11 protein-coding genes are annotated in these 12888 nt (G+C 64.7%); 7 read left to right on the top strand and 4 right to left on the bottom strand.

Annotated elements, in window-relative coordinates:
* Nucleotides 1-24 precede the first annotated feature (24 nt).
* On the bottom strand, nucleotides 25-1977 hold the full coding sequence (locus JOE41_RS01030; protein WP_209750403.1) for a M13-type metalloendopeptidase: 1953 nt from the start codon (nucleotides 1975-1977) through the stop codon (nucleotides 25-27).
* 254 nt (nucleotides 1978-2231) lie between these two features.
* Between JOE41_RS01030 and leuA the strand changes: the two genes are divergently transcribed.
* The 3 genes from leuA (at nucleotide 2232) to JOE41_RS01015 (ending at nucleotide 5680) form a co-directional block, all read left to right on the top strand.
* Entirely contained in the window at nucleotides 2232-3971 is a 1740-nt protein-coding gene (gene leuA / locus JOE41_RS01025) for a 2-isopropylmalate synthase (protein WP_011692070.1), read from the top strand.
* A gap of 90 nt (nucleotides 3972-4061) precedes the next feature.
* On the top strand, nucleotides 4062-4817 hold the full coding sequence (gene recO / locus JOE41_RS01020) for a DNA repair protein RecO (RefSeq protein ID WP_043429795.1): 756 nt from the start codon (nucleotides 4062-4064) through the stop codon (nucleotides 4815-4817).
* Between the two features lie 2 nt (nucleotides 4818-4819).
* A complete protein-coding gene (locus tag JOE41_RS01015; RefSeq protein ID WP_209750401.1) occupies nucleotides 4820-5680 on the top strand; it encodes an isoprenyl transferase in 861 nt (286 codons plus the stop codon).
* A 6-nt stretch (nucleotides 5681-5686) separates the two neighbouring features.
* Here the strand turns inward: JOE41_RS01015 and JOE41_RS01010 are convergent, their stop codons facing one another.
* Together JOE41_RS01010 and JOE41_RS01005 are read right to left on the bottom strand one after the other, a co-directional pair.
* A complete protein-coding gene (locus JOE41_RS01010) occupies nucleotides 5687-6772 on the bottom strand; it encodes an alpha/beta hydrolase (RefSeq protein WP_209750399.1) in 1086 nt (361 codons plus the stop codon).
* Nucleotides 6769-7779 (bottom strand): alpha/beta hydrolase, encoded by a 1011-nt coding sequence (locus tag JOE41_RS01005; RefSeq protein WP_011692066.1) that lies wholly within the window; start codon nucleotides 7777-7779, stop codon nucleotides 6769-6771. Before JOE41_RS01005 ends, JOE41_RS01010 begins: the two co-directional genes overlap by 4 nt.
* Nucleotides 7780-7905: 126 nt before the next feature.
* Between JOE41_RS01005 and JOE41_RS01000 the strand changes: the two genes are divergently transcribed.
* Complete coding sequence (locus tag JOE41_RS01000) at nucleotides 7906-8979, top strand: quinone-dependent dihydroorotate dehydrogenase (RefSeq protein ID WP_011692065.1); 1074 nt, start codon at nucleotides 7906-7908, stop codon at nucleotides 8977-8979.
* 84 nt (nucleotides 8980-9063) lie between these two features.
* Here JOE41_RS01000 and JOE41_RS00995 read toward each other — a convergent pair whose 3' ends face one another.
* Nucleotides 9064-9666: a DUF3043 domain-containing protein gene (locus tag JOE41_RS00995; protein WP_011692064.1), complete on the bottom strand. Its 603-nt coding sequence runs from the start codon at nucleotides 9664-9666 to the stop codon at nucleotides 9064-9066.
* A gap of 131 nt (nucleotides 9667-9797) precedes the next feature.
* Here JOE41_RS00995 and JOE41_RS00990 point away from each other — a divergent pair, with 131 nt between their 5' ends.
* The 3 genes from JOE41_RS00990 (at nucleotide 9798) to coxB (ending at nucleotide 12886) form a co-directional block, all read left to right on the top strand.
* Nucleotides 9798-11228 (top strand): dipeptidase, encoded by a 1431-nt coding sequence (locus tag JOE41_RS00990; protein WP_011692063.1) that lies wholly within the window; start codon nucleotides 9798-9800, stop codon nucleotides 11226-11228.
* Nucleotides 11229-11437: 209 nt separating this feature from the next.
* Nucleotides 11438-11827 carry an iron-sulfur cluster assembly accessory protein gene (locus tag JOE41_RS00985; protein WP_011692062.1) on the top strand — a complete coding sequence of 130 codons (390 nt, stop codon included), beginning with the start codon at nucleotides 11438-11440 and terminating at the stop codon, nucleotides 11825-11827.
* Between the two features lie 186 nt (nucleotides 11828-12013).
* On the top strand, nucleotides 12014-12886 hold the full coding sequence (coxB, locus tag JOE41_RS00980) for a cytochrome c oxidase subunit II (RefSeq protein WP_209750397.1): 873 nt from the start codon (nucleotides 12014-12016) through the stop codon (nucleotides 12884-12886).
* Nucleotides 12887-12888: the final 2 nt, after the last annotated feature.

Here is a 12888-nt window from a genome sequence, read left to right as displayed (position 1 = left end):
GCAGTTTTCATCACGACCTGCCGGTCACCAGATGCTGACGCGTTCCTCCGCGGGCATCCACATGCCGTCCTGCTCCGCCACGCCGAACGCGTCATGGAACGCATCCAGGTTCTTGGCGATGGCATTGGTGCGGAACTCGTTGGGTGAGTGCGGGTCGGTAGCGAGACGGCGGATTGCCTCCTCGTTGCGGATCACCTGGCGCCAGCCGGCAGCCCAGGACGCGAAGAACCGCTGCGGGCCGGTGAGGCCGTCCAAAACAGGCGGCTCCGCACCATCAAGGCTTATCAGGTAGGCCTTGTACGCGATGGTGAGCCCGCCCAGGTCGCCGATGTTTTCGCCGAGGGTGAGCTTGCCGTTGACATGGTGGCCGGGGGCCGCAGTAGGCGACAAGGCATCGAACTGCGCCACCAGCTTGGAGGTCAGGGCTTCGAACGCAGTCCGGTCGTCCTCGGTCCACCAGTTGCGCAGGGCGCCGCCGCCGTCGAACTGCGAGCCCTGGTCATCAAAGCCGTGCCCGATCTCGTGCCCGATGACGGCGCCGATACCGCCGTAGTTGACGGCGTCGTCGGCGTCCGCGGTGAAGAACGGGGCCTGCAGGATTGCTGCCGGGAACACGATCTCGTTCAGCAACGGGTGGTAGTAAGCGTTGACGGTCTGCGGCGTCATGAGCCATTTGTTCTTGTCAACGGGCTTGCCAACTTCGTCCAGGTGCCGGTCCACGTCGGCATTGTGGGCCCGCTCAACGTTTCCGAGCAGATCGGCCGGGTCTATTTCCACCGCGGAGTAGTCGATCCACTCATCCGGGTAGCCGATTTTGGCCCGGAATGCTTCGAGCTTCTTGAGGGCTTCGAGCTTCGTGTCCTCGCCCATCCAGGCCAGAGCGGTGATGCTTTGCCGGTAGGCCTCGATGAGATTGGCGACGAGCGTCTGCATGCGGGCTTTGTGGGTTTCGGGAAAGTGCCGGGAGACATAGATCTGGCCGACCGCCTCGCCCAGTGCGGCCTCGACGACGGCGACGCCGCGCTTCCAGCGGTCCTTGTTGCGCGGGGTGCCGCTAATCGTGGTGCCGTAGAACGCGAAGTTCGCGTCCACGAATTCGGACGACAGGTACGGGGCTGCGGAGCCGACGACACGCATGGCCAGCCAGTCCTGCCAGGCCGCCAGCGGCTCGGATTCGATCAGGCCGGCTGCCCCGGCGAAGAAGTCAGGGGTGCTGACCACCATCTCCTGGCGTTTGTCCGGCCCGATCCCGGCGGCCTCGAACCAGGCATCCATCAGCGGGAAGAGCTCCCGCGCCTCCTCGGCGGATTTCAGGTTGTAGGTCTTTTGCGGATCCCGCAGGGTCACGTTGTCCCAATGATGGGCGGCAAGGGCCGTCTCCAGCCGGACCACGCGTTCAGCGGCGGCATCGAGGTCCGCGGCTCCGGCGAGGCCGAGCATTGTCCGGACATGGTCGCGGTAGGCCGCCACCATGGGAGCGAACTTTTCTTCGCGGTAGTACGACTCGTCCGGCAGCCCGAGGCCTCCCTGGCCGGTGTACAGCAGGATCCGGTCCGGGTTGCCCGCATCGGGTGCCGGGTAGATGTAGAAAAGCCCTGACACGTCGGAACGGAAGAGCTTTCCTGCCAGTTCGATGACGTCCGCCGCGGACTTCGTGGCGTAGACGGAGGCGAGCCGGCCCCGGATGGGGTCCAGGCCTTTGGCTTCGACGGCCGCTTCATCCATGAAGCTGTTGTAAAGATCCCCGACCTTCTGTTCGATCCCGGTGGCTTCCTTGCCGCGTCCGGCGGCTTCTTCGATGATTTCCCTGACCGCCAGCTCGGAGCCGTCCCGCAAAGCGGTGAAAGTGCCTTCAAGGGGGCGGTCGTCCGGGATGGTCGTGCTCTTCAGCCACGCGCCGTTGATGTGCTGGTACAGGTCATCCTGCGGCCGCACGGTGTGGTCGATATTGGACAGGTCGATCCCCGAGTTTGGCACAAGTGCTCCTTCAGGTGAAGGCTGCCTCCGGCGCTGGCACCGGTGGCAGCGTCTGCATAGTGGACGTTGCTGGAGGTGTTGCTCCTTCATCTTACGCACCCGTGTTACTGTGAAATGGTGCGCGCAGAACTGCTTCTTCTTAGCTGCCGCGGCGAGGCCTCAGACGCGATCTAGCGCAAGGCCAATCCTCGTCGCGGAGTTTGTGTTGCCCGGCCACCTTTCACCCAGGAACCACAGAAAAGGCCCCGATAGTAATGCGAAACGCACAAAAGCCCTCCGGAATGCCCGTCCACCGCTACATGCCGTTCCAGGACCAGATCACCGTTGAACTGCCTGACCGGACGTGGCCGGACAAAGTCATTACGAAGGCCCCGCGCTGGTGCGCCGTTGACCTCAGGGACGGCAACCAGGCCCTGATCGACCCCATGAGCCCGGCCCGCAAGATGAAGATGTTCGACCTGCTGGTCCGCATGGGTTACAAGGAAATCGAGGTGGGCTTTCCCTCCGCCTCGCAGACTGACTTCGATTTTGTCCGTCAGCTGATTGAAGGCAACCACATTCCGGACGACGTCACCATCCAGGTGCTGACGCAGGCCCGTGAGCACCTGATCGAGCGGACCTATGAATCCCTGGTTGGCGCCAAGCAGGCCATCGTGCACCTCTACAACTCGACGTCGGTCCTGCAACGCCGCGTGGTGTTCAACCAGGACGAGGACGGCATCCTGGACATTGCACTCCAGGGCGCCCGGCTGTGCAAGAAGTACGAGGAAACGTTGGCGGACACCCACATCACCTACGAGTACTCACCGGAATCCTTTACCGGCACGGAACTCGAATACGCTGTCCGCGTCTGCAACGCAGTGGCCGATGTCTTTGAGGCCTCGGCTGACAGCCAGGTCATCATCAACCTGCCGGCCACTGTGGAAATGGCCACCCCCAATGTCTACGCCGATTCGATCGAGTGGATGAGCCGGCACCTGCACCCCCGCGAGGGCATCATCCTCTCGCTGCACCCGCACAACGACCGCGGCACCGGTGTTGCCGCGGCCGAGCTCGGTTACCTCGCCGGGGCGGACCGGATTGAGGGCTGCCTGTTCGGAAACGGCGAGCGGACCGGAAACGTGGACCTGGTGACGCTGGGCCTGAACATGTTCGTCCAGGGCATCGACCCCATGATTGATTTCTCCGACATTGACGACGTCCGCCGCACCGTGGAGTACTGCAACCAGCTGCCGGTGGCGGAGCGTTCGCCGTATGGCGGCGACCTTGTCTTCACGGCGTTCTCCGGCTCGCACCAGGATGCCATCAAGAAGGGTTTCGAAGCGCTCGAAAAGGATGCGGCTGCCGCCGGCAAGGATGTGGCCGACTACACCTGGCAGGTTCCGTACCTGCCGGTCGACCCCAAGGACCTGGGGCGTAGCTACGAAGCCGTCATCCGGGTCAACTCGCAGTCCGGTAAGGGCGGCGTGGCCTACCTGCTGAAGAACGAGCACAGCCTGGACCTGCCGCGCCGCGCACAGATCGAATTCTCCGGGGTCATCCAGAAGCGGACGGACACCGTGGGCGGCGAGGTCAGCGGCGCCCAGCTCTGGCAGATCTTCCAGGACGAATACCTGCCCTCCAGCAAGGAGGACGGCCAGTGGGGCCGGTATTCGCTGGGGTCGTTCAGCACGGAAACGGACGACGACGGCGCCATGACCTTGCATGCGACGGTCACCGTGGACGGCGTCCAGGTCCGCCGCACCGGCTCCGGCAACGGTCCGATCGCAGCGCTGCTGTCGATCCTCGGCCAGGATGGCGTGGACGTACGCGTCCTGGACTACAGTGAGCACGCGCTCTCTGAAGGCGGCAACGCCCGTGCAGCCGCGTACGTTGAGTGCGCTGTCGGCGAGCGGGTGTTGTGGGGCGTGGGGATCGACTCCAACACCACCACCTCCTCGCTGAAGGCCGTCATTTCGGCCGTCAACCGTGCCATCCGGGACGCGCAGGCTTAGGCCCATTAGTCGAACCACTGACACGCTGCGCCCCCGGACCACTCCGGGGGCGCAGCAGCGTTTTCCTGAAGTTCAGTGCGAAGATTAACTGTGGCCCAACAATCCTCCTTTTCTGCCCGCGCCTACCGTGACGATGCCGTGGTGCTGCGTACCCACAAACTGGGCGAAGCAGACCGGATCATCACGCTGCTGACCAAACACCATGGCCAGGTCCGTGCGGTGGCCAAGGGAGTGCGGCGCACCAGCAGCCGCTTCGGCGCCCGCCTGGAACCGTTTATGGTGGCGGACCTGCAGCTAATTTCCGGACGGACGTTGGACGTCGTGACCCAGGCGGTGGCCAAGGGTGCCTACGGCGGCAACATCGCGGCCGACTACGGCCGCTACACGGTGGCGGCGGCCATGACGGAGACCGCCGAAAAGCTGACGGACGTGGACGGCGAGGCCGGAACCGCGCAATACAACCTCCTGGTGGGAGCCCTTGCCTCGCTGAGCCGGGGCGAGCACACTCCTGAACTCATCCTCGACTCCTACCTCCTGCGTGCACTGGCTACCGGGGGATGGGCGCCGAGCTTCACGGTGTGCGCCCGCTGCGGCGCGCCCGGCCCGCACACGGCCTTTTCAGCGCCGCTGGGCGGCATGGTGTGCAGCAATTGCCGTCCGCCGGGATCACCCGCACCCGCAGCGGAAACAGTCTTCCTGCTGGGGGCACTGCTGACAGGGGACTGGACGACGGCGGATACGTCCCTGGCGCTTCACCGGCGGGAGGCCGCCGGTTTGGTGGCCAGCTATCTGCAATGGCATCTTGAACGGGTGCTGAAATCACTCAAACATGTGGAGCGTAGCTGACAGTGGCCCTTGGAAAGAAGAAGACCCCCGTCCGGAAACGGACCGGGCCCGTGATCGCGCCGTATCCGCACGGCTCCGGGGCCGTGGCGCCGTCGATACCCGCGGAATTCATCCCGCAGCATGTGGCGATCGTCATGGACGGCAACGGCCGCTGGGCCAACCAGCGCGGACTTCCGCGGATCGAGGGCCACAAAGCGGGGGAGCCGGCGCTGCTGGATGTCGTCGCAGGCGCAATTGAGCTAGGCATCAAGTACGTCACGGTATACGCCTTCTCCACGGAGAACTGGCGGCGTTCACCGGAGGAGGTCCGCTTCCTGATGGGATTTAACAAGGACGTGCTAAGACGGCAGCGGAACCAGCTGGACGAGTGGGGTGTACGGATCCGCTGGTCGGGACGCCGGCCCAGGCTGTGGGGATCAGTGATCCGCGAACTGGAAGAAGCAGAGGAGTACACGCGGGGCAACAGCACGTGCACGTTGACCATGTGTGTTAATTACGGCGGCCGTGCCGAAATTGCGGATGCTGTCTCGGCGATAGCCGAAGACGTCGCGGCCGGCAGGCTGAAGCCGGGCTCGATCACCGAACGGACCATCCAGAAGTACTTGGATGAGCCGGACCTTCCCGACGTCGACCTCTTTCTCCGAAGCTCCGGCGAGCAGCGCCTCTCCAACTTCATGCTGTGGCAGTCCGCCTACGCGGAGTTTGTCTTCATGGACACGCTCTGGCCCGACGTCGACCGCCGCACCTTGTGGGACGCCGTCGAAATCTATGCCGGGCGTGACCGCCGGTACGGCGGGGCCGTGGATGCTGCCCGGCCCGGCCCGGACGACGCATCCCGGCCTGTGGAGTCCGTGGAGTCCTGATACCCGTCAGCCCGGATGCGAACTCAGCCAGTCGACCAGGTCCCGGTAAGCTTCCTGCCGTACCTCGCGGCGTGAGAGGAAGACGTCGTGGATCGCCCGGGGGTAGCGGAACACGGACGTCCGTCGGCCCAGGCCCAGCGCGCGGCGCGCTGTCTGTTCCACGTCGATCACGGCGTCCGCGATCATCAACTCTTCAGACCACTCAGCCTGGATTCTGGTGCGGTCCGAGAGCATCACCAGAACAGGTTCCGCAATGTCCAGGCGCCGCTCCACGGCTGCATGGCCTGCAAGGACGGCCCGGGTCCAGCCCGCACGGATAGGGAACGACGCCGTCGGGCGCCACTGCGGATCCAGGAACCACTCGCCGTGGGCCTGGTCGCTGACGCTTTCCCAATAGCCGGGCATTTCCGGAAAACGGAACGCCCGCCGTGGATCCGTGCGTGCGATCGGTTCCACGAGATGCATGGCGATGTTCCGGATCAGGCTGCTGCCCTGGAGCTCCAGCCATGGCGCGTTGAGGATCAGTGTCTCCAGTGCGGCCGGGTGCCGGTCCGCCCAGAGCGCCCCGATCAAGCCGCCCAGTGAATGCGCCAGCATGTGGACCGCGGGATCCGCGGCCAGGCCGGTCCGCCCGGCCACGTCCGTCCTGATGACCTCGATCGCAGCGGAAATGTCCTCATCGTAGACGCCCAGGTCCGTCGTGTAGCCGGGCGTCTGCCAGTCGCGCAGGCTCCGGCCGTACTTGCGGAGGTCCAGCGCATAAAAGTGGATTCCGTGCGCACCGACATACCTGGCAAGTTCGGACTGCAGGAAGTAGTCCGCCCAGCCGTGAAGGTAGAACACTACTCGCGGGCGCGATGAACCGTTGTGCTCCCGGCCGCCTGATGACGGCCACTCCAAGGGCCGGAGGACCGTATTACGCAGCGCAGAAAGGAAGGCAGGCGGACCCGCCGGAACCGCCGGCACGTAACGGATCAGGGTGGCAGTCACCGTACCTTCTTCGTCGTCGGCCAAGGGCAGCTCCAGGCACTCGAATCCTTCCCCGAGCAGATCGGGCTGCCAGGAAAGTGCCTCCGGCTCCGCCTCTTTCACTCCCCGCCGCCGTCGTCCAGGACGTAGCCCCGGATCCAGCGGGTCAGCCGCGCGTACGCGTCCGCCCGGACGTGGGGTGGAGACAGGAAGACGTCGTGGAGGGCGCCGTCGATCCTTTCAAGGGTGACCGTCCGGCCGAGGGCCATTGCCCGGATGGCGATCGTATTCACATCCAGCACGGCGTCGGTCCGTCGCATTGCCTCGGTCCAGAACATGCCGTTCGCGCTGGCTCCGGACAGGAGAACCAGGATGGGGATGTCGATCCGCAGTCCGCGGGCCACCCGGGAATGCCCGGCCAGGACGGCGCTGAGCCAGCCGGCCCGCACTGGAAAAGCCAGGGGCGGCCGGTACTTGTTGTCCAGCGTCCACTCACCCTCAGCTTCGCTGCTGATGCTCCGCCAATAAAAACCGCGCTCCGGTAGCCGCAGCACAGCCTCCGGACGGTACCGTGCCAGCGGTCCCACCATGGACCTGGCGGCACGCCGGACCAGTGAACTGCCGTGCATTTCCAGCCACGGGCTGTTGAGGACCAGTTGGGAAGCCACGCCCGGATGCCGGCTCACCCACAGCGCGGCGATGAGGCCGCCGGTGGAGTGGCCCATCAGGGTCAGCGGCGGCTTGCCGGCTTGCTCCGGCCAAAGGGAGCCGATGATCTCAATTGCCTTGCTGATTTCGGCGTCGTAGTCATCGAGGTCGGCCACGTAGCCGCCATGGGTGTCTGCTTGCAGGCTCCGCCCGTGGTTATGCATGTCTAGGGCAAAGAACTCAAATCCTTTCCCTGTCCAGAACTGGGCGAGCTCCACGTTGAAGAAGTAATCGCTCCAGCCGTGCAGGAAGAGGATGGCGCGGCGGGGGAGGGGCCGGGGTCCGGAACCGCCCGGCCCGCCAGCGTCGCCTTGGGGCACATGGCGCACAAGGGTAGCCGTGCGCTCCACGCCGTCGCCGCCGGTGGCCTGGTAGGAACAGGCTTGGAAGTCGTCCCCCAGGATATCTGTGTGCCATTCCATTTCATCAGACTAGACAACGCCTGCTTCAGCGGCGAGTACACCGGCCGTGCCCGCGAAGCGCGTCACACCGCCCGCCGTCGTGCGCGCCGGTTTGGTCTGCGGAGCCTGAACCGGAAAACTGGACTCATGCGCGTATATCCCACCTTCTTTCGCCTGGCCTTTTCATGGATGGACGCCGAACGCGCCCACAGGATCGGCTTCCGTGCCATCAGGCTGGCCCACAGTTCAGGGGCGGGCAGGGTGCTCGCTAAATTCACGGCACCTGCGCCGTCGCTCCAGACCACTGCCTTCGGCATTACCTTCCCTTCACCCTTCGGGCTCGCCGCAGGCTTTGACAAGGAAGGGCACGGCATTGAAGCGCTGACTGAACTCGGGTTCGGCCACGTGGAGGTCGGCACCATCACCGGGCAGGCCCAGCCCGGAAACGAAAAGCCCCGGCTCTTCCGCCTCGTCGAGGACAAGGCAGTTATCAACCGGATGGGATTCAACAACGACGGGGCCACCGCCGTGGCCCCCCGGCTTAAGTCCGCGCGGGCCGCCTTGCAGCGCCGCCACCCGGGCGTCCGCCCGGTGATCGGCGTCAACATCGGCAAAAGCAAGGTAGTGGAGCTGGAGGACGCGGCCAGCGACTACCTCGTCAGCGCCCGGAGCCTTGCACCCGCAGCCGATTACCTCGTGGTCAACGTCAGTTCACCGAACACGCCGGGTCTCCGCCTGCTCCAGAACGTTGAGACCCTCCGCCCCCTGCTCAAAGCGGTGGGAGAGGAAGCGGACAAGGCCGCCGGCCGGCACGTTCCGCTGCTGGTTAAGATCGCCCCGGACCTAACGGACGAGGACATTGACGATGTCGCGAAACTCGCCCTGGACCTCGGGCTGGACGGCATCATCGCTACCAACACCACGATCGGGCGGGAGGGGCTCACGTCCGACCCGGAGAAAATCCGGGACTGCGGGCCCGGTGGCCTCTCCGGGGCTCCGCTGAAGGCGCGGTCCCTGGAAGTGCTGCGCCGCCTCAAGGAAGCAACCGGCGGCTCGCTCACGCTCGTGTCCGTCGGCGGAGTGGAGAATGCCAGGGATGTGCAGGAACGGCTTGACGCCGGTGCCACCCTGGTGCAGGGCTACACGGCGTTCCTGTATGAGGGTCCGTTCTGGGCCGCACGCATCAACCGGCAGCTGGCCAAACACCCCGCCCGCCGCTAGTAACCGGCGATTCTGCGAAAAGCGCCCGACGACAAAGAAGCCCCCGGCAGTTGGTGAACTGCCGGGGGCTTCTTCTTGCCTCAATTAGGCGGGGAATTCTCCGCGCTTGACGAGCGGCTTGGGAAGGCGCAGGCGGCGGAACTGGAGTGAACGCATGGATCCGTACCAGACGGTTCCGCGTTCCACCTCGCCAAACTTCTCGGTGAGGCGCTTCCGCAGCTTGCGGGACAGGATGAAGACGTCAACGAAAACGGCGAGGAACATGACCCAGAAGCCGCCCAGGACATAGATCATTGCCTCGCTGGTGGAGGGGACCAGCAGGGAGATGACAACGAACAAGAGGGCGCCGAACATCAGGTACTCGCCCAGGCTGAAGCGTGCATCCACGTAATCGCGTGCGTAGCGCTTCTGCGGGCCCTTGTCGCGAAGGGGCAGGAACTTTTCGTCGCCAGTGTCCAGGGCCTGGCGCATTTTGATCCGCTGTTCCTGCACGGCCGCCCGCTCGGCTGCCTTGGAGGCCTTTCGGTCCTCCGGCACCAGGGGACGCTTCCGCGCAGCTTCCTGTGCTTTGCGCTTGGGCGTGGGCGCGCCCTTGCCGAGGGCTGCGTCCTGCCGGGCCAAGGCCTCGGCTGCCTGCTGGTCAACTACGTCCTGCGCCGTTGGCGCTTCTTTTTTACGTCCAAACACCCCTAAAGAATACCCTGCACGCGCAGGCGGAATTTCATGTGTCGCGCGGGTCCGGCGGCGGCGAACCGGGGGAGCCGGCGGGCGGTTCCGAAGTGTTTCCTGTGGTCACGGACACAGGTAGGGTTTTGGCCATGACTTCATCACCGGCGGGGACCCCGCAAAAAATCAGCGCAGGAATCGACGGAATCGACGTCGACGCCCTGCGCCAGGCCGTACACGAGTCCTTCGACACCACCGTTGGGCAGCTGAAGGACCTCGTCACGCTCCCGGGCATCGCCTGGCCCAGCTTCGATCCTGCTCCACTGGACCGCAGCGCGGAGGCCGTGGCGGAGCTGGTGCGGGCTGCGGGAGTCGCTGACGTCCGGATCCTGCGCTGCAACAAAGAGGACGGGACGCCGGGCGGCCCGGCTGTCGTGGCACGACGTGCCGCTGCCGATGGAAAGCCGACCATTCTGCTTTACGCCCACCATGACGTCCAGCCGACCGGGGACCTGGCGCTGTGGGAGACCGAACCGTTCACCGCCGTCGAACGCGACGGCCGGCTTTACGGGCGGGGTGCCGCCGATGACAAAGCCGGCATCATGGCCCACATTGCCGCCTACGCCGCCGTCACCGAGGTACTGGCCGACGAACTTGGACTGGGTGTGACGTTCTTTATCGAAGGCGAGGAGGAAGCAGGATCGCCCACGTTCCGCACGTTCCTGGAAACGCACCGCGAACTGCTGCGCGCCGACGTCATTGTGGTAGCGGATTCCAGCAACTGGAAAGTGGGCATTCCCGCGCTGACCACCAGCCTGCGCGGCCTGGTGGACGGGACCATTGAGGTTCAGGTCCTGGAGCACGCCGTCCACTCCGGAATGTTCGGCGGGGCGGTCCTTGATGCGCCAACGCTGCTTTCCCGCCTGATCGCCACCCTCCATGACGACGAAGGGAACGTCGCCGTGAAGGGCCTGGTCAGCAGGGACGACGTCTCCGTCGACCTGACGGAGGCGGAATACCGGGCCGACGCGTCAGTACTGGACGGCGTCCGCCTCGCCGGCAGCGGAACCATCGCCTCCCGGCTATGGACCAAGCCCGCACTGTCCATCATCGGCTTCGATGCTCCCGCTGTGGACGTGGCTTCCAACACCCTGCTGCCGCGGGCGCGGGCAAAGTTCAGCCTGCGGCTGGCTCCGGGCCAGGACCCGGCCGACGCCATGGCCGCCGTGCGGAACCATGTTGAGTCCAATGCACCGTTCGGCGCGAAGGTGGTTTTCACCCCGGGGGAGAGCGGAAGCTCCTTCCTGACCGACACGGGTTCCGCTGCCGCAGGCATGGCGATGTGGGCCCTCGGGGAAGCATGGGGCGTTCCGGCGGTCGAAATGGGCATCGGTGGTTCGATTCCCTTTATCGCGGACCTTACGGAGGTCTATCCGGACGTGCAGATCCTGGTGACCGGTGTCGAGGACCCCGATTCCAGGGCCCACAGCGCCAATGAGTCACTGCACTTGGACGACTTCCGCAACGCCGTGGTGGCTGAAGCCCTCCTGCTGGCCCGGCTCAACCATGAGGGTCTTGCCTGACGCCGGGACCGGCAGTGCAGCTGCACCCGCGTTTCCTGGCGGGTCTGTTCCGGACCCGCCAGGGAACATTCAGGGTATGGCCACGGTTACGTCAGGAGTTAGAGCTACACGCAGGATCGACGTAGCATGTAGCTATAGCCCATACCGTTTCCGTAGGGGCGGGCAACGCGCAAGCCGAGTCGCCACCACCGTCGTAAGAAGGTAGGCCAATGAGCACTACAACCAATGAAAACAGCGCCGCAGCCACCGGCACCGCCAGCGAAGAACTGCCCACGCACGAGGTCAAGCTGACCGACGTCGCCGCGGGCAAGGTCCGCAGCCTGCTGGAGCAGGAAGGCCGCACCGACCTTCGCCTGCGCGTTGCTGTCCAGCCGGGCGGTTGCTCCGGGCTGATCTACCAGCTCTACTTCGATGAGCGCCTGCTCGACGGAGATGCCGTACGTGATTACGACGGCGTCGAGGTCGTTGTCGACAAGATGAGCGTCCCGTACCTCAGCGGCGCGAGCATCGACTTCGAAGACACCATCTCGAAGCAGGGCTTCACCATTGACAACCCCAACGCCGGCGGCTCCTGCGCCTGCGGGGATTCTTTCCACTAGCCTGGCTCTTTTGCCCCATGACAGCTTGCTTTCGGCACCGGTGAAAACCGGTGCCGACGCACGGTGCCGACATGTGAGCGAAAACCCCCGGGGAGCGGTAAGCTCTACATCGAGTAGTAAAACTTTTAGTGTGCCCGGGGAGCCATCTACGGCCCGGGCAACAGCAACAAGTAGGAAGGGCCGTCTGTGAGTTCGCAGAACCGAACCGGCAGCCGACGCAAACAGATCACTACGATCACTGGCTTGGCACTAGCCGGCGCGTTGGCTTTGACTGGATGTTCACCAGAGGTACAGAGAGGCTGGTTGCCCACCGAGCGTGGCACCACCAATCACACTGACCGCATCATGGACCTCTGGGTCAACTCATGGATAGCCGCATTGGTCGTCGGCATCATTACCTGGGGACTCATGGTCTGGTGCGTCGTCGCCTACCGCCGCCGCAAGGGCACCGTCGGGTTCCCGCGGCAGACCAGCTTCAACCTTCCCCTCGAGGTCTTCTACCTGACCATCCCGCTGTTCATGGTGCTGGTGTTCTTCTACTTCACCGACCGGGACCAGCAGGCCATCGACAACCGCTCCGAGCCGGCCGACGTCGTTGTGGACGTCCGCGGCAAGCAGTGGGCCTGGGACTTCAACTACAAGCAGGGCGACGTCATCACTGAAGACGTCCACGAAGCAGGCGTCCAGGCGCACCTCACCGGTGCTGAAGTGGACAAGGAAAAGCTGCCCACCCTGTACCTCCCCGTCAACAAGTCTGTTGACCTGGAGCTGAACTCCCGCGACGTTATCCACTCTTTCTGGGTGCCCGCCTTCCTGCAGAAGCGCGACATGATCCCGGGCAAGACGAACTACATCAGGTTTACCCCCACCAAAGAGGGCACCTACGACGGCAAATGTGCCGAACTCTGCGGCGAATACCACTCCGAAATGCTGTTCCGCGTGAAGGTTGTCTCCGAAACGGAGTTCCAGGCGCACATGGACCAGCTCCGACAGGACGGCAACACCGGTCTGCTCGGCGAAGAGTACGACCGCAACCCGAACCTGAACGAAATTAAGTAAGG

The sequence above is a fragment of the Arthrobacter sp. PvP103 genome (genome assembly GCF_017833075.1).
In the GTDB taxonomy this organism is placed as follows: Bacteria; Actinomycetota; Actinomycetes; order Actinomycetales; family Micrococcaceae; genus Arthrobacter.
Note: the sequence above shows the minus strand (reverse complement) of the source record. Positions and strands in the feature narration are given on the sequence as shown.